14 protein-coding genes are annotated in these 17,806 nt (G+C 57.5%); 7 read left to right on the top strand and 7 right to left on the bottom strand.

Features of this window, described 5'->3' with window-relative positions:
* Positions 1–147 precede the first annotated feature (147 nt).
* From ACQCLF_RS14985 to ACQCLF_RS14975, 3 genes are all read right to left on the bottom strand, one after another.
* Entirely contained in the window at positions 148–762 is a 615-nt protein-coding gene (locus ACQCLF_RS14985; protein ID WP_426988723.1) for an L-threonylcarbamoyladenylate synthase, read from the bottom strand.
* A gap of 74 nt (positions 763–836) precedes the next feature.
* Complete coding sequence (dprA, locus tag ACQCLF_RS14980) at positions 837–1,970, bottom strand: DNA-processing protein DprA (protein ID WP_426988721.1); 1,134 nt, start codon at positions 1,968–1,970, stop codon at positions 837–839.
* A 72-nt stretch (positions 1,971–2,042) separates the two neighbouring features.
* On the bottom strand, positions 2,043–3,077 hold the full coding sequence (locus ACQCLF_RS14975) for a LysM peptidoglycan-binding domain-containing protein (RefSeq protein WP_426988719.1): 1,035 nt from the start codon (positions 3,075–3,077) through the stop codon (positions 2,043–2,045).
* 231 nt (positions 3,078–3,308) lie between these two features.
* Between ACQCLF_RS14975 and def the strand changes: the two genes are divergently transcribed.
* The 5 genes from def (at position 3,309) to ACQCLF_RS14950 (ending at position 9,175) form a co-directional block, all read left to right on the top strand.
* Entirely contained in the window at positions 3,309–3,818 is a 510-nt protein-coding gene (gene def, locus ACQCLF_RS14970) for a peptide deformylase (RefSeq protein WP_426988717.1), read from the top strand.
* 70 nt (positions 3,819–3,888) lie between these two features.
* Positions 3,889–4,872, top strand: coding sequence for a methionyl-tRNA formyltransferase (gene fmt, locus ACQCLF_RS14965; RefSeq protein WP_426988715.1), 984 nt, complete (start codon positions 3,889–3,891; stop codon positions 4,870–4,872).
* On the top strand, positions 4,869–6,173 hold the full coding sequence (gene rsmB / locus ACQCLF_RS14960; protein WP_426988713.1) for a 16S rRNA (cytosine(967)-C(5))-methyltransferase RsmB: 1,305 nt from the start codon (positions 4,869–4,871) through the stop codon (positions 6,171–6,173). The genes fmt and rsmB overlap by 4 nt, the downstream gene beginning before the upstream one ends.
* A gap of 154 nt (positions 6,174–6,327) precedes the next feature.
* Complete coding sequence (gene trkA, locus ACQCLF_RS14955) at positions 6,328–7,716, top strand: Trk system potassium transporter TrkA (RefSeq protein WP_426988711.1); 1,389 nt, start codon at positions 6,328–6,330, stop codon at positions 7,714–7,716.
* 13 nt (positions 7,717–7,729) lie between these two features.
* Positions 7,730–9,175, top strand: a complete 1,446-nt coding sequence (locus tag ACQCLF_RS14950; RefSeq protein WP_426988709.1) for a TrkH family potassium uptake protein — start codon at positions 7,730–7,732, stop codon at positions 9,173–9,175.
* Between the two features lie 96 nt (positions 9,176–9,271).
* On the opposite strand, the gene ACQCLF_RS14945 is transcribed toward ACQCLF_RS14950, so the two are convergent.
* On the bottom strand, positions 9,272–10,462 hold the full coding sequence (locus tag ACQCLF_RS14945) for a pectate lyase family protein (RefSeq protein ID WP_426988707.1): 1,191 nt from the start codon (positions 10,460–10,462) through the stop codon (positions 9,272–9,274).
* Between the two features lie 398 nt (positions 10,463–10,860).
* Here ACQCLF_RS14945 and ACQCLF_RS14940 point away from each other — a divergent pair, with 398 nt between their 5' ends.
* Positions 10,861–11,790: a prolyl oligopeptidase family serine peptidase gene (locus tag ACQCLF_RS14940; protein WP_426988705.1), complete on the top strand. Its 930-nt coding sequence runs from the start codon at positions 10,861–10,863 to the stop codon at positions 11,788–11,790.
* A 24-nt stretch (positions 11,791–11,814) separates the two neighbouring features.
* On the opposite strand, the gene ACQCLF_RS14935 is transcribed toward ACQCLF_RS14940, so the two are convergent.
* Entirely contained in the window at positions 11,815–12,369 is a 555-nt protein-coding gene (locus tag ACQCLF_RS14935) for a gluconate 2-dehydrogenase subunit 3 family protein (protein ID WP_426988703.1), read from the bottom strand.
* A gap of 10 nt (positions 12,370–12,379) precedes the next feature.
* Complete coding sequence (locus tag ACQCLF_RS14930) at positions 12,380–14,101, bottom strand: GMC oxidoreductase (protein ID WP_426988701.1); 1,722 nt, start codon at positions 14,099–14,101, stop codon at positions 12,380–12,382.
* Between the two features lie 173 nt (positions 14,102–14,274).
* Between ACQCLF_RS14930 and ACQCLF_RS14925 the strand changes: the two genes are divergently transcribed.
* The gene (locus ACQCLF_RS14925; RefSeq protein ID WP_426988699.1) at positions 14,275–15,189 is read left to right on the top strand and encodes a sugar phosphate isomerase/epimerase family protein; all 915 of its coding nucleotides are present in this window, start codon (positions 14,275–14,277) and stop codon (positions 15,187–15,189) included.
* Between the two features lie 96 nt (positions 15,190–15,285).
* Here the strand turns inward: ACQCLF_RS14925 and ACQCLF_RS14920 are convergent, their stop codons facing one another.
* A complete protein-coding gene (locus ACQCLF_RS14920) occupies positions 15,286–17,580 on the bottom strand; it encodes a hypothetical protein (RefSeq protein WP_426988697.1) in 2,295 nt (764 codons plus the stop codon).
* Positions 17,581–17,806: the final 226 nt, after the last annotated feature.

The following is a 17,806-nucleotide window of genomic DNA, read 5'->3' as shown; positions in this document are numbered from 1 at the left end:
CATTTATTAAAGGTTTTTAAGCTAACGCTGTCAGCTGACTTTGGATGGAAGGACCCATCAAAGCGGCAGCAGCGGCGCACCGGGATGGGCTGAAAATAGCACAGTACACCGTTTGGAATCGATTGAATACGTATGCAGCGTCGGCGCCTAGCGAAGCACGTCGCCGCTGAGCAAATCGCGGATTTCCGAAGGCCGGGTGCGCTCGCCAACGAGGCCGGGCGTGATGTCGTCGAGCTGGTTGCGGAAATAACGACGCACCCCCAGCGCTGACCGCGCGGCGGGTTTGCCCGCCGGGTTGGCCGAAGTGGAGACAATCGGTCCACCAAATGCGCGGCTCAGTGCGGCCGCTATCGGGTGATCGGTCACGCGCAAAGCCACGGAATCAAACCGGCCACGAATCCATTCCGGCACCAGCCCGGCGGCGGGCACCAGCCAGGTCACCGGCCCGGGCCAGGAGTCCGTGAGCTGGGCCTGCAATCCTTTATCCAGACGTTCCACCAGCGGCGCAAACTGAGCTATATCCGCTGCCACCAGAATCAGCCCCTTGTCCCAGGGGCGGTGTTTGAGCGCGAGAATGCGTCCCACCGCTTCGGGGTTGTTGGGATCACACCCCAGCCCCCACACCGCTTCGGTGGGATAGGCCACCACACCACCCGCCGCCAGGCGATGCGCCGCTCGCTGGATACGGGGATTGTAAGAAGCCGCAGAGCTCGAAGCAGAAAAGCCCGAAGCAGAAAGGCTAGAGGCAGAAAGGCTCGACATAGATATCACTCACCGCAATCAATGTAAGGCCGCAAAAATAACGGATACCGGCAGGCACAACAATACCCGACGTGCTATACCCTGGCCGCCGCCGTGCGCTCAAACCCGGCGGCGGTTTCCTCGACCACGCCTTTGATCTGCAAACTCATTAAATGCGCCGATAGTTCACCGATATCCATGGCGCTGTTGTCGGCCAGTGTGTCGAGATCGAGCGGGTCATGCCCCAGGGCATCGAGGATACGCTGTTCAATATCCGTCAGATTCATCGCCGGGGCTGGTTCATCCGGGGGTAATAAGCCGTGCTGATAACTCAGGTAACCGCCGAGTTGCTCGACAATATCCCGCGCAGTTTCCACCAGGGTCGCGCCTTCGCGAATCAAACGATGGCAACCACGTGCCAGCGGGTTGTGAATCGAACCCGGAATGGCAAACACTTCACGATTTTGCTGCAGCGCGTAGCGTGCGGTTATCAAAGAACCGCTTTTCAGCGCGGCTTCTACCACCAGTGTACCGCCACTCAAACCACTGATGATGCGGTTACGCTGGGGAAAGTTCGCGGGCTGGGGCCGTGTATCCAGAGGGAACTCGGACACAATGGCGCCCCCATTATCGAGAATATCGTTGCCGAGCTTGCGATGCCTCGCCGGATAGACGCGATCAATGCCCGTGCCCACCACCGCCACGGTGGTGCCCTCTACCTCCAGCGCGCCGCCGTGGGCAAAACCATCCACGCCCGTGGCCAGACCGCTGGTGATGGCAAACCCGCGACCGGCGAGAAAGGCCGCAAACTGCCGAGCGTTATCGCGCCCACCCACCGATGGGTTGCGACTGCCCACCATGGCAATTTGCGGCAGGCTTAAGGCATCCACTGAACCGCGCACATACAACAACGGCGGCGCGCGCCGGATTTCCTTGAGCAGCGGTGGGTAATGGTCGTCTTCCACGCTGAGTAGTTGTACGTCCGGATTCCGGGACAGCCACTCCGCGTCTTTCATTATCCGGTTGGTCAGGGCGCTATCACCAGGAGCCCGGTGGTACGCCTTCAAAGCGGAGACGGCGTCGGGTTTTAGCCAGTCCTTCAGCCGTTCCGGCGCCTGTTCCAGAACGGCACTGGCCGAGCCGAACCGCTCCAACAAGCGGGCGCGGGTCGCGGCACCAACGGCGGGGAGATGTTGCAACAATAGATGAGCGTAATGGTGTTGTTCCATAACATCCTCGTTTCGTCCTTAAAACGCGGCCCGATAACGGGCCGCCGGTAAAGCGTGTTCTTGAATCGTCGATCAGGGGTTGAGCAGCTTGTCGTTCACCGCCAGCGGGCGATCGGCTTCCAGCACCAGCGCCAAACTCATTTTTTCAAACGTCCGGAAAATCATCACCAGTCCGGCACGCTCGTCGGGCAGAGTTACCCGCTCTCTGGTTACCGGGTCCAGCGCTTCCTCACCCCGTTTGTAGGCAGCCAGCACATTGCCCACCAGCAAGCCATCGCGCTCGCCTTTATTCACCATGATCACGTCCAGCTTGCCGACCTGACTCAATCCACCCTCGACATCCAGAATCAGGGCGTTGATGTCGTCGTCCGGGGCACTCGGGTAGTAATTCGATTCAATAGTGCGCTCTTCGCTGGGCAGCAATCGATCGCCCATGCGCAGCTCCTCCTGGGAACGCACCACCTGGATACGGTTGATATCCTCCTCGGCCCGACCCAGTCGAACCGATCCGATGTTCGACGCATGGGTGCCCAGATACTCGCCACTGAGCGGATCCCGATACGCGGTTTCACGCCGATAGACACCGTAATTGCTCACGCCATCTTCAAACTCCCCGCGCGCATAGGCATAGTCGCCAGCCCCGACGATGAGGCGCTTTTCAGGGCCAGCCAACATATAGGGCGCCGCTTCCAGTTCCTGATCGGTCACGATACGGCTGCGCGACAAAAAGCTGTTGATGCGATCCAGCGGTATGGTACTGATCGCTTCGTCTCGCGGCAGCACGCGCACGCTGGGGCTCAGCCGAGTGACGCCCGGCGCCAGTTTGACGGGGCGCTCTACGGTCAGGCGCGGCTGGCCATTCACATACACCAGGGTAATCACGTCGCCGGGGAAAATGAGGTGAGGATTATCAATCTGTTGGTTTACGTGCCAGATTTCCGGCCAAAGCCAGGGAGACTGAAGAAAGGTATTGGAAATATCCCACAGGGTATCGCCTTTGCGCACCGTATATTCTTCGGGATGATCATCGCGAAATGCTGCGTCATCCGCCCAGCTCAGCAACGCGAGCAGCGGGACCAGCAGCAGGCCCAGCGTCATTTTTTTCATAGAAACCGATCCTGTATTGTTAGGTCCGGCGGAGCTTAACCGGTTATAATCCTGTCACAGAGCTGGCGGATTTGTGGCTCGACGCCGCTGAAAAGACGTGGCCGCACCCCAAGGAATCCGTGTCGGCGGCCAAACCGACAAACGGTATTCGAAGCATAGCAAGTAAACGCTGTGCGATCATTATGTTAGCAGCGCTTTTTCTTTCTTTACTAGAGGTTTGTCACAAAGATTATGGCGAAACTCGAGATTCTCGAATTTCCTGACCCCCGCTTGCGCACCATCGCCAAACCCGTGGAGCAGGTGGACGATAAGGTACGCCAGCTGGTGGACGACATGTTTGAAACCATGTACGCCGCCCCCGGTATCGGACTGGCAGCGACGCAAGTCAACGTTCATCGACGTGTGGTGGTCATGGATTTGAGCGAAGATCAAAGCCAGCCGATGGTATTCATTAACCCGGAGGTGGAGGTGCTGGACCGTGAACATTGCAGCCCTTACGATGAAGGCTGTCTGTCGGTGCCCGGGTTTTACGAAACGGTGGAACGCCCGGAACAGATCCGGGTACGCGCGCTGGACCGCGATGGCCAGCCCTTTGAGCTGGAGCCGGAAGGCTTGCTGGCGGTGTGCATTCAGCATGAGCTGGACCATTTGAACGGCAAGCTGTTCGTGGATTACCTCTCGGCCATGAAACGCCAGCGCATTCGCAAAAAGCTGGAAAAACAGCATCGCCAGCGGGCCTGAGTTCGACAGCGGGCCAGTGTAGGGCCCGCGCTGTCCCGAAAACCAAACCCCAACCGTTAATAAGGACGTCATGCCGACCGTCGCCCCTTCTCCTTTGCGCCTGGTGTTTGCAGGTACACCTGACTTTGCCGCTCACCATCTTCGCGCCCTGATTGACTCGCCTCACGAGTTAGTGGGCGTTTACACACAGCCCGACCGCCCGGCTGGCCGAGGCAAGAAGTTGCAGCCCTCTCCGGTCAAGCAGCTGGCCCTGAGCCATGAGGTGCCGGTCTACCAGCCCGTCAGCCTGAAAGCGCCGGAAGCCCAGGCCGAGCTGGCGGCTCTGAACGCCGATGTGATGGTGGTTGTCGCTTATGGGCTGCTGTTGCCCCAGGCTATTCTGGATACGCCCCGGCTGGGGTGCGTCAACGTGCACGCCTCTCTGCTCCCGCGCTGGCGCGGCGCGGCACCCATTCAGCGGGCCATTGAGGCGGGCGACACTGAGTCCGGCGTGACCATTATGCAAATGGATGTGGGGCTCGATACCGGCGATATGCTGGTAAAGGCCCACTGCGCCATTCAACCAGACGATACCGCCGGTGCCCTGCACAACCGCCTCGCCGACCTCGGTGCCCCTGCCCTGCTGAAGGCGTTGAGCGAGCTAAGCGGCGGCCGCACCCAGCCCGAACCCCAGGCGCACGACCAAAGCACCTACGCGGCCAAAATTACCAAAGCGGAAGCGGCGCTGGACTGGTCGCAACCGGCGGCGACGCTGGCTCGGCAGGTTCGGGCGTTCAATCCGTTCCCGATCAGCCATACCCGCCCCGAGGACAACTCGGCGCCCATCCGGGTATGGCGGGCCAGCGCCGTCACCGACACCTCGGATGCCGCTCCTGGCACCATTGTGAGCGTAGACGATGCGGCGGTACGGGTGGCCTGCGGGGAGGGCGTGCTCGCACTGGAAGTCGTACAACTGCCCGGCAAAAAAGCATTGCCCGTCGAGGAGTTGCGGCGCGGCCGCGCCGACCTGTTTCAAACCGGGCAGCGCTTCGCGTTGCCGGAGTCCCGCTCATGAAGGTGCGCACAGCGGCCGCCCGACTGCTGGCGGATCTACAGCGCCAGCGCGGCTCGTTGGCCAGCCTGATGCCGGAGTACCAATCCCGTATCCCGGAGCGCGACGGCCCTCTTTTGCAAGAGCTCACCTACGGCACCTGCCGATGGTATCCGCGCCTAGACGCCTACCTCGACGAGTTGCTGGACAAGCCTCTCAAGAGCAAGGACAGCGATGTTCACGCACTGCTGCTGCTCGGGCTTTACCAGTTGCTCCACACCCGCATCCCGGACCACGCGGCTATTGGCGCGACGGTCGAATCGTCCCGCGAACTGAAAAAGCCCTGGGCCAAAGGTCTGGTCAACGGTGTCCTGCGCCGCTTTCAGCGCGAACAGGAAGTGCTCGATCAGGCCCTTGAGCGCAACCGTGTCTTCGCCACGGCCCACCCCCAGTGGTTACTGGATCGACTGCATCACCACTGGCCCCGACAGGCCAACGCATTAATCGGTGCGGACAATGCCCATCCACCACTAACACTGCGCGTTGCTCCGACCTATTGCTCGCGGGAGGCGTATCTGGAACAGTTGACCGCCGCCGGCTTCGAGGCCCGCCCCACGCCGTTCAGTCCGGTGGGCGTCACCCTGGACACGGTGGCCCCGGTGCAAGCGTTGCCGGGCTTTACGGAGGGCGGCGTCAGCGTTCAGGATGAAGCCGCGCAATTGAGCGCCGGTTTGTTGCAACTGCAAAGCGGGCAACGGGTGCTTGACGCCTGTGCGGCCCCCGGCGGTAAAACCGGCCACATTCTGGAAACCGAGCCCGCACTGGCCGAGGTGGTGGCGCTGGATAATGATGCGCGTCGCCTCACTCGCGTGCAGGAAAACCTGGACCGGCTGGGCCAGCATGCCCGCCTGCTGCACGGCGATGCGCAAACGCCAGCCACCTGGTGGGAGGGCCAGAAGTTTGACCGAATTCTGCTGGATGCGCCCTGCTCCGCGACCGGCATTCTACGTCGGCAACCGGACATCAAGCTGTTGCGCCGTGCCGAAGACATCCAGCGGCTGAGTCAACTGCAAGGCCGGTTGCTCGATGCGCTATGGCCCACTCTGGCCCCAGGCGGTGTCCTGCTCTACGCGACCTGTTCCGTGCTCCCGGAAGAAAATACTCAGATCGTCGAAGCGTTCCTGCAGCGTCAACACGATGCGCAGTGCGATACCCTGGCCGTCGACTGGGGGCTGGCGCAACCCTGTGGCCGACAACTGCTGCCCGACCCCGGCGGGCACGATGGTTTTTATTACGCCCGGCTGCGCAAACCGCCGGCGGGATAGCTCAAGACCGGATAGAGGCAGACACTGCTATACTGCGCGCTATGCCTTGTCAGAGCGATAACGTTTCGACCTCTCCGCTGGCGAAACCATGATAGTGGCACCCGACAGGTTTGAATCGCATGTTTACATCGGTGGTACGGACAGGCCCTGATCTATGAAAATCATTATTCTTGGCGCTGGGCAAGTCGGTGGCAGCGTTGCCGAACACCTCGCCAGTGAAGACAACGACATTACCGTCATCGATACCAACGAAGTCCGCCTGCGCGAACTGCGCGACCGGCTCGATATCGGTGTCGTCACCGGCGAAGGGTCACATCCGGATATATTGGTTCAGGCCGGCATCGAAGATGCCGATCTGCTCATCGCCGTCACCAGCAATGATGAGATCAATATGATCGCCTGCCAGGTGGCCTACAGCCTGTTCCGTACGCCGACCAAAATCGCCCGTGTGCGCTCCACCGCCTATCTCACCTACGACAAACTGTTCGATGATTCCGCCATCCCCATTGATGTGCTGATCAGCCCCGAGCAGCTGGTGTCGGATTACATCTTTCGCTTGATTGAGCAGCCCGGTACGCTGCAGGTGGTGGACTTCGCCAACGGCAAGGCGCAACTGGTCGCGGTCAAGGCCTATCACGGCGGGCCTCTGGTGGGACAGGAGCTGCACTTTCTGAGGCAGCACATGCCCAACGTGGACACCCGCGTGGCGGCCATCTACCGTCGCAATCGCGCCATCATGCCTCACGGTTCCACCGTGATTGAAGCCGACGATGAAGTATTTTTCATTGCCGCCAAGAATGATATTCGCACGGTGATGAGTGAACTGCGCCGACTGGAAACTGCTTACAAGCACATCATTATTGCCGGCGGCGGGAACATCGGTCAGCGATTGGCGAAAAAGCTCGAAGGCCGTTACAACGTGCGGGTGATCGAGCACAATAAACTGCGCTGCAATCGTCTGTCCGAGCAACTGGAACGCACGATTGTTTTGCAAGGCAACGCCTCCGACAAAGATCTCCTGCTGGAAGAAAACATTGAGGATACGGATGTTTTCCTGGCACTGACCAACGACGACGAAGCCAACATCATGTCATCGATGCTGGCCAAGCGGCTCGGTGCGCGTAAAGTCATGGCACTGATCAACAACCCCGCCTATGTGGATCTGGTGCAGGGGGGCGAAATCGACATCGCTATTTCACCACAGAGCACCACCATCGGCAGCCTGCTGACTCACGTGCGACGCGGCGACATGGTGAACGTGTACTCTCTGCGCCGTGGGGCCGCCGAGGCCATTGAGCTGATTGCCCATGGCGACCCGAGTTCGTCGAAAGTGGTGGGCCGCGCCCTGGAAGACATTGATCTGCCGGAAGGCGCCAACATCGGTGCGATTGTGCGGGAGAAAGATGACGAAAGCAGCGAAGTATTGATTGCGCACGACCACCTCGTGGTGGAACCGGGCGATCACGTGATTGTTTTCCTGCTGAAAAAAGAACACATTCGGGATCTGGAAAAACTCTTCCAGGTCGGTTTTACCTTCTTCTAAGTTCGGAACCGCTATGCAGTTTGCGACCATTGCCCGGGTATTGGGCGTTTTGCTGATGTTGTTCAGCCTGACGTTGCTGGTGCCCATCGCCGTGTCGCTGTGGTTCCACGACCATAACTACCTTACCTTTGTGATCGGGTTTGCCCTGACGTTCGGTGTCGGCGTCTCGGTCTGGCTCCCCGTGCGGGGCCGGCGCCAGGAACTGCGTTCACGCGACGGCTTTTTGATTACCGCGCTGTTCTGGTTTGTACTGGGCGCTTTCGGCTCCATCCCTTTGTATTTTTCGCTCGGTCTCGATATTTCCGTCACCGATGCCATGTTCGAGTCCCTCTCCGGATTGACCACCACCGGGGCCACTATCATCAGCGGACTCGATGAACTGCCCCCCTCCATCCTGTACTACCGTCACCAACTACAATGGCTGGGCGGGATCGGGATCATTGTGATTGCGGTGGCGATTCTGCCGCTGCTGGGGATTGGTGGCATGCAGCTGTATCGCGCCGAAGCACCGGGGCCGGTGAAAGACAACAAGCTCACTCCACGTATTACCGAAACCGCCAAAGCCCTGTTCCTTATCTATGTGATGTTTACCATCGCTTGTCTGGTCGCCTACAAAATCGCCGGCATGGGCTGGTTCGAAGCGCTGGGCCACAGCATGTCCACTGTGTCCAACGGTGGCTTTTCCAGTCACGACGAAAGCTTGCGTTACTACGATAACCCCGCCATTTTATTGATTTGCGGGGTTTTCATGCTGATCGCCGGGGCTAACTTTGCGCTGCATTTTGTAGCCTGGCGGGATAAAAGCCTGTGGCACTACATGCGCGATGCGGAGTTCCGGTTTTACTTTGGCTGGATTGTGTTTGGCACGGCGGTGACGATTACGGTGCTCTATGTGAGCAACACTCTGAATGGCCTCGATAGCTCGGTGCTCGGTTTTTACAATCTCGCTTCCACGCTCTCTACCGCAGGCTTTGCGTCCGATTTCAATTACTGGCCTTCCTTTTTGCCTTATATGCTGTTCATCCTGGCCTTTCTCGGTGGCTGTGCCAGCTCTACGGGTGGGGGCATCAAAATGATCCGCGTACTGCTGCTGTATAAGCAGGGCGTGCGGGAAATTAACCGATTGATTCATCCCAATGCGGTTATTCCGGTGAAGATCGGGAAAATCAGCGTCCCGGACCGCGTCATTGAATCCGTTTGGGGATTCTTCGCCATGTACGTGGTCACCTACATTGTGATGTTCCTGTTGCTGCTAATGACCGGTCTGGATCTGGAAACCTCGTTCTCCGCCGTGGGAGCCTGTATCACCAACCTGGGTCCCGGCATGGGCGCCGTCACGGATAATTACGGCAACATCAGCGACCCCGCCAAATGGATTCTCTCTTTTGCCATGCTACTGGGTCGGCTGGAGGTGTTTACACTGCTGGTCTTGTTCAGCCCGATGTTCTGGCGACGTTGAGACATCATCGCACCCAAAAAAAGCCCCACTACCGTTTGGTGGTGGGGCCAACCAGCGTTGCCGCTGTCTCAAGCCATTAGGAGGTTGAACTCTGTGTTACCGGCTTTCGGATACCGGCGGTAAATCCAGGCAATCATCCAGAACACCCAGGCCGGCATAAGTGGTGACGTAGTCTTTCACCTCGCTGGCCGGTAGGCGATCATAGGTATAGCCGGGTGTGTAGGCTGTGGTGGATTCTTCGTGGGCACCCTTGCATTCACCACCGGTCGTGGGACAGTCGCCCTCGGCAGACACATTGTTGAAAATGTTGTCCTCGACGTCCCAATAACCTCTTTCCGAACTGAACTGGGAGGTGATGGGATGACTGACATTCTCAAAGACATTTCCATCGACCCGGGCTTCCGCACCCATGCGCATATTGATCGCCGAGCCATCGACATCCACAAAGTAGTTGTTGAACAAGTGTGCCTCACCGTAGCGGAACAGCGGCAAACGGGAGTTAGTATTTTCCCAGAGGTTATGATTGAAGGTAATGTTGCGACCAACGTCTTCCGCCGCATCATCCGAAGAACCCCACAGTGACGTCTTCCAGCTATCGTGCATGTAATTATAGGAAATGGTGACGTTATGGACTTCACTGCGACCGCTTACTAATTCGTCGTAGTAGTCTTTGTGGCAATCTTCGTCTGAGCAATTGGCACTGTCCGGTGCCGTGCGGCTGTTGTACATTTCATTGTGGTCAATCCAGACGTTGGAAATCGCACCGTTGCGGCCATCCAGACTGATCAAGTCGCCCGGACTGTGAGACTGCGGCACCAGACGCAGCTCCAGGTTGCGGATGATCACGTTGCTGGCACCTTCGCGCAGCTCAATACCCACGCCTTCAAAACCCGCATTCTCTGAACGTCCGATCAGGCTGACGTTATTGCGGGTAATTTTTACTGAACTGTTGTCGGAGTTTTCCCAGGTGATCAAGTCATCGATATAAATCGTCAACGGCTGGTCGGCGTACTCATCGCTGGCGAGAAGCGCCACAATTTCCGCCCCGGTGGTCGCACCCACTTCATGGTTACCCGACCCCAGATCAGCACCACCAGTGGTGCCGTCTCCCAGTGTGGCGAAGCCTTGTGCCGTATTGAATCGCTCACAGGAGTCCCACGCGATTTCATCGCCGCTACTGGAGGAGGAGCTATTAAGCGAGCCGGGCTGATCCGGATCGCTTGAGCTGCCACAAGCCGTCAGGGCTGCACTGATGGCAGCCACCAAAACACATTTTTTGAAGGTCATGATGGATTCTCTCTCTTATTGGACTCCGCTCTGAAGCGGCGAGCCCTTGTTATTCATTGTGATGTTTTTGCGAGCGCTGATCCGCAACGTTCAAAATTACTATGAAACCTGCCAGGCGAGCGGTCAATAGTTCAAGAGACCGCCAAAACCGCAATGTAACCGATTCTCACACTTGCTTTATCGCTTTGTATGGTTAAAAACTGAGCATAAATTTATGCCTTATCAACTACGATGAAATCGGTTACACTCCTAAAAATACGCTTTGCGTCGAACTTGATGACTGAGTTCAAAATCTACCTGACATTCCAGGCGATCACACCGCAGGGACGTGAATTTCTGCTAATGTACGGAGCGATTCGTTTTAAACCACATCACTGGCTCCCTACAGGATATTTGCCATGAAATCTCTCACTTGTCTGTGCATCGCCGTGCTCGTCGCGCTGACGGCTGCTTGTAGCCACACGACCGGGATGATCTCGCCTCCCACATTGCAACGGCTCGACTACACCAGTGCCTTGGACCAAAGCGAACGGCAATTCTTTGTTTACTTACCCACGGGCTATTACTCCGACCCGGATCGTCAGTGGCCGGTCCTGATGTTTTTGCACGGCAATGGCGAGCGCGGTAACGGAAGGGACGAACTCGGGTATGTGCTGAACCACGGTCCCCTGTACGAAGCCTGGATTCAGAAAAAAGATTTGCCCTTTATTATGATCGTACCGCAACTTCCCATGTTCGGTATGGACGAGCACGCCGATTATCTGCGGGACCGTAAACTGTCTGATATACCCCAGCGGATGCCCGGTGGTGTACCGGCACGTCCAGCGCGATTTGCCACCCCGCAACCAATGGACGGCGTCGCTGCACCGGAGTCCATGGCGGACGTTCCAATCACCCTGCCGAACGGGTGGGACCGGATCGAGACGGATTTAATCAGCATGCTCGCGCGCGTCGAGCGCGAATATCAGGTGGATTCCCGGCGGCTGTATTTGACCGGTTTGAGTTATGGCGGCTTTGGCACCTGGTATATCGCCAGCAAGCATCCGGAGCGCTTCGCGGCGATTGCCCCGGTGGTCGGCTGGGGACATCCCGATCTGATGGCGCCCATTGCCGAGGCCAGGCTACCTCTGTGGGCGTTTGCCGCGGGCCGGGATCGGGTGGTCAGCATTGAACATTTTTATCCGGGACTGAACGAGCTGGAAACACTCGGGCATCCGGCTGTGCGCTTTACCAACCATGAAGACATGGGCCACGACGCCTGGGTGCGGGTGTATCAGAGCGATGACTTATACCAGTGGCTGCTGGAACAAAAAAGGCCGGAGCGTTAAAGCCCCGGCCCGGTAGAGCCGCTATCAGGCCAGCAGGTTTGCCCAGGCTTTGGTACCCGGCTCTATTTTCACTTCTCCGTCGTAGCGACCGGGAATGGGAAGGAACCGCAGTGCTTGTTTGGTGCCCACTTCCGAGCTGAAATAGCCCCATACGCTGAGCTGCTTGATCATGCGATAGTACGGCGGTGTCTCATCGGCATTCTCCAGTTCCAGCAACAGCGCTTCGCGCTGTTTTGGAGCCAGCTCAATAAAGCCACTACCGGCGTGCTTCTGAGCGTACTCGCGCAGTTCCGCCAGGCCATCCAGAAACTGTTTCTGATCGGCAGGGCCGTAGTAGTGGCTGACGATATCCTGCATAAACGCCCCGATGCCCGCGGCCTTGGCACCGGGGGAACTCTCGGTGGTGGGAAGAATTGTGTCCGCCACTTCTTCCACTAACTGGAGGTCCGACTTCGCCAGTAGCAGAGAACCCGCCGCCGGTGGCGCTCCCGCCAAAAAAGCCGACGCGCCAAATACCTGCGATGCCGAGGCCAGCCCCAACGCCCCCATCATCGTTTTTAATGCATCTCTACGATTCACAGCAACCCCCTTAAATATTGCGCTTGTTCAGTTGTTCAACCGCATAATGCGCGGCCCGGGCGCTGAGTGCCATGTAGGTCAGCGACGGGTTCTGGCAAGCGGTGGAGGTCATACAGGCCCCGTCCGTAACGAAGACATTGGGCACGGCATGCAACTGGTTGTGACCATTAAGCATGGACGTTTTCGGGTCGCGACCCATTCGGGCGGTGCCCATTTCATGAATGGCCAGGCCCGGCGCTTGCATACTGTCGGTGGTTTCAATGTTGGTAAAGCCCGCTCGCTCCAACATTTCCGCCGCGCTGTTACGAATATCCTTGGTCATGTTGTGCTCGTTCTCGGAATAGTCGCAATGCATATCCATGATCGGCATGCCCCAGCGATCCGTCTTGTCCTTACTGAAGGTCACGCGATTGTCGAACCGGGGCAGGAATTCGCCCATGCCGGTCATGTTGATCCGCCAGGGACCCACTTCACTCATTTTGTCCTTGAAGGCGGCACCGAGCGGTGCATCACCGGGCTGCACATTTCCTTGCTGGCGATAGGCACCCACGGAGTATGAAAAACCACCGATGTAGTCATCGCGCTGATCGCCCGGCAAATTTCGGAACCGCGGCAGATAGGTGCCGGTAGGACGGCGACCGTAGTAATACAGCTCCTCCATGCCTTCGACGTGGGCGCTGGCGCGGGCGCGATAGTTGTGGTCCATCAGGTAGTGGCCCAGCACACCGCTGTCATTGCCCAAGCCATTCGGGAAACGATCCGACGTGGAATTTTTCAGAATCAGTGTGGTATTCAGGGTACTGGCGTTCACGAAAATAACGTTCGCAAAAAACTCGGTCGCCTCCAGTGTTTCCGAATCAATGACGCGCACGCCCGTGGCCCGCTGGCTTTTCTCGTCATAGATAATCGAGTGCACCACCGAGTTCGGGCGCATGGTCAGGTTACCCGTAGCCGCCGCCGCGGGCAGCGTGACACCGTTACTGCTGAAGTAGCCGGTGAACGGACACCCGCGCGCGCAACGCGAGCGATACATGCAAGGGCCTCTGCCCTTGTGGTGCTGCGACAGGTTGGCCGTGCGGGAAATAACCAGATGGCGGCCAGGGAAATTCTTCTCGATGGCGCCTTTGAAATACTTTTCCACCGCGTTCATTTCCATTGGCGGTAAAAACTCACCATCGGGAATTTGCGGCAGGCCGTCTTTGTTACCACTGATACCGGCAAACTTTTCGACGTGGCTATACCAGGGTGCGATGTCCTGGTAGCGAATAGGCCAGTCGACGCCGACACCGTTCTTGGCGTTGCTTTCAAAATCGAAATCGCTCCAGCGCTGCACCCAGCGCGCCCACATCAGGGACTTCCCGCCCACCTGATAACCGCGAATCCAGTCAAACGGTTTGCTCTGCCGGTAGGGGTGGTCGTTATCCTCGACAAAATGATGCTTGGTGGACTGACTTACCGCGTAGCAGCGCGACAGCACCGGATTGGCCGCCCGGAACTCCGCTGACAGCTCGCCGTTCATGGGCAGCTCCCAGGCCTCTTTGTGTGCGGTGTGATAATCCTCGATATGTTCGATGTGCCCACCGCGCTCAAGCACCAGTGTTTTAAGACCCTGCTCACAGAGCTCTTTGGCGGCCCAGCCGCCGGAAATACCAGAACCAATCACAATGGCATCGTAGGTATGGGATTGCTTGCCGGGACCGAGAATGGTCGAACGGACCTTGGTTTGAGACATAACCGCACCCTAATCACTCTATCGTTATTAACCACATTTGGGGGTACACTCCCCCTCTGGCGGGCCATTATTACCCAGGAAGCCCTCAAATGAAACCGGTTCCATGGTTAATTTTTGTTCATTTTCCCGCCAAAACCTCTAAAAACAACCACATTTAGATAGGAGAGGCCTTTATGGACCGGCTCAATACCGGACGGCGTCAGTTCCTCAAACAGGCTGCCATCCTCACTACCGCCGCCGCCGTGAGCGCGTTGCCCGGCTGTGGCAACCTCACCGTCTCGCGCCGCCATTTCGATATTTCCCTGGCTCAGTGGTCATTGCACCGCCGGTTTTTTAGCGGTGAGGCCAACCCCGACGAATTCGCCACTATTACCCGGGACGAGTTTGATATCGGCGGCGTGGAGTACGTCAACCAGTTCTACAAGGACCGCTTGTCCGACGCCCTGATCAACACACTGAAAACCCGTGCGGATAACGCCGGCGTGCGCAGCCTGTTGATGATGATCGACGGCGAAGGCGCCATCGGCGCCGCCAGCGAAGCCCAGCGCCAGCAGACCGTCGACAACCACAAGAAGTGGGCGGACGCCGCTCGCCAGCTGGGTTGTCATTCGATTCGAGTCAACGCCCAAAGCGAAGGCAGCTACGATGAGCAGCGCGAGCGGGCGGCGGATGGCCTGGTCAAACTCGCCGAATACTGTGATCCGCTGGGGCTGAACGTGATTGTGGAAAACCACGGTGGCCTGTCCTCCAACGCCCGCTGGCTCAGCCAGGTGATGGAAACCGCGCATCATCCGCGCGTGGGCACCCTGCCGGATTTTGGTAATTTCGTAATTGACCGGGATACCGGAGAAAGCTACGACCGTTACCAGGGCGTGCGCGAATTAATGCCTTACGCGAAAGCGGTCAGCGCCAAAAGCTATGCCTTCAATGAACAGGGGCAGGAAACCAGCATCGATTTTCCACGCATGATGGACATTGTGATGGCCACGGGGTACAGCGGTTGGGTCGGTGTTGAATACGAGGGTGAAAAGCACTCGGAAGCGGAGGGGATTCGGTTGACGAGGGATTTGTTGCGGTCACTTCGGTAAACTGGTGCCCAAGAAGAACGATAAAAATTTCGTTCAAGCCTATAAAAAACCCCCGGTTGACGCCGGGGGTTTGGGTTTAACGAACAACCATCAGGATTACAAATTCTCGCAGCTCGTTGCGTAAGGCTCGATACTGATATTGTCCACCTCCATGGTGATTTCGTTGCTTCCCGGTGCTGCCCAGACACCGTAGTACCAGCTGTCTGTCTCATCGGTTGCACTGAAATCGTTGGTACTGTTTGCCTGCGTCCAGGTTACACCATCGGGCGATGTGCAGCGACGCACGCGTTTTTTACCCGGCTCATCGAGGTCGTCGTATATTTCGATACGAAGATAGTCACCCACCTCCAGATCGACAATATTACTTCGGGTGCGGCTGCCGTCCGCTTTCATGTTAGAACGCGAGCCGAACAGCTCCACCGGATTATCTTCTACTGCGTCTGCAAAGAAGCCAGCCGCAGCCCAGGGCGCAACGTTACTCATGACACCCCCGGGCTCCAAACCAGCGATTGCCATAATACCGAACCGGTAACTGTTCTCTGCATCTTCAACTGCGCCTTCTATACTGGCAATACGCGCTGTAAACGCAAAATCACTCATTTCCACCTGCCGTCCCGCAAAGAAAATATTCAGGTCACTGGAATCCGCTTTCCCACCGCTAGCCGTTACAGTAATGGAGGTTTCCGACTCGGTATCAACACTCCCTTCTGCATCGATGGTTCCGCCCGCTAATACATACGTATTGGCTGGCCATAGGGCACTCGGATCAGAGCCGTCATCTTGTTGTTCGATCAGCAAACCGCTGAACGCCACACCCAGGTCGTTACCTTCTTCCGCATTGCCGCAGTTACCGGGGCAGCGGAACATCAGGAAAGAACGCTCGGTACCGAAATGCTCATCGACGGTGCCAATCACGGTCCCATTCAAAGTGACATCGCCCGGCACATTGATAATGAGTTCGCCGGTTTCCAACTCTTGATGCTCAAATTGCACCAGGCGCGAGTCGCTGCCCCATATCGAGTTGCTTGCACCACTGGTGCTGTTATCCACGAAGACTTGCAGTTGCGCACCGGCTTCTTCCGGGTTGGTCAAGCTGGCGATCTCAATCGTAACCCGATAAGGCTCGCTCAGATCCAGGCCACCGGTGAGATCGTCCACGGTATCTTCACTGGTCGTGGCTCCGCCACGATTACCGATACTCCAATAGGCATTGCCGAACCGAATGGTGCCCTCTTCCAGCAAGGTGCGACTGCCACCGCTGATCGGCGCATAGAACGGTGTGGTGAGACTGTCCGGAAACGCCACGAAGCTGGCGCTTTCGCCGCCGCCGAAGAAGTCATCTTCGCTGACATTGAAGTTCACGCTGTGTGGCAACCCGGCAAAGGCGACGCCGGACAGTGCTTCCGGTTCAAACAAAGTATCGTCCGCCGTACAGGGCATATAGCTGCTGGCCAGGTTGCTTTGATGCTCTACCATCAAGTCACTGATGACCGCATAACCACCGGAGCTGACCCGGAATTGCAGGAACGAGATTTCCGTGCCGTACACCTCGGCGGTAGTCCCCAGAAGATTGACTTCTTCACCATCGTTGTTTTGCACACGAACGTCACCGGGCACATCCACCACGAGGCGGTTGCCGGCTTCAAGATCCAGTACTGCTGTGCGCAACAGCAATGACTGGTTACCGTGAATGGACTGACCCTGGTTGCCCCCGGAGTTGTTATCGACGTACAACTCCAGATTACCGCCGGTGCCGATACCCGCTCTTCCGCTGTCTTTCAGGCAGAAAGACACGCGATAGGGAACGCTCAAATCCAGTTCGCCCCAGCTGCTTGCCACCGGGGCATCGGTGGTTTTACTTTTTGCGTCGTTATCATCGGACTCGGCATCGGTCACCAGGTCGGGCTGCAGCTGGGCAACCGTCCAGCGCGAACTGGACATGGCCAGGTAGCCCACGCCTTCCGCATCCGTGCCCACGAACAAACGCTCATCCAGGTCTTCAATCAAATTGCCGGTGGGTTCGCCCGTGGTCTCGTCGGTTTCCCAGAAACAGCAGGTCGGGTAGTAAAAAGACGGGTAGTCATCTTCGTATTGATCATTTTCCAGTGCGGTATTCAGGCTCTTGTAGTCTGTCGAGAAGAACTGCCCCGCCTGGTTGCCTGCGCCTTGCACCGCAAAGGTTTCATGCAATGGCACCGGCTCGTTGGTAATATCGATTTCAGTGACCCGCGGCAGGATAATGCATTTATCCTGAAACGCATTATCCACACAGGTCACATCATCGCCCTCACGCGGATCGGAACCTGCGTCCCCATCGTTGCTGCTGCCGCCACAGGCGACCAGGCTTCCACCCAGCATCAGCGCGGCCAGTGTTTTGAGTTTCATGTTCATTGGTTGATCTCCTAATTCTTATATACGGTGTTTTCTCAGGAGGCCAGGCGCCGGTTCTCGTGCCCTGGCCCAAACGTATAAGCGTTATCAGAAACGAATGTTGACACCCGCTTGATAAGTGCGGCCCAGACCTTCGGACATATACAGCACGTTGAAGCCGTAGAAAAACTCCAAAAACAAGGCCTTTTTTGATAAAATTGGGCATCGTTTAAAGGACGCGACGCCA

Source organism: Marinimicrobium sp. ARAG 43.8, assembly GCF_050113635.1.
Lineage (GTDB): Bacteria > Pseudomonadota > Gammaproteobacteria > Pseudomonadales > Cellvibrionaceae > Marinimicrobium.
This window is presented reverse-complemented; position numbering and strand designations above follow the sequence as displayed.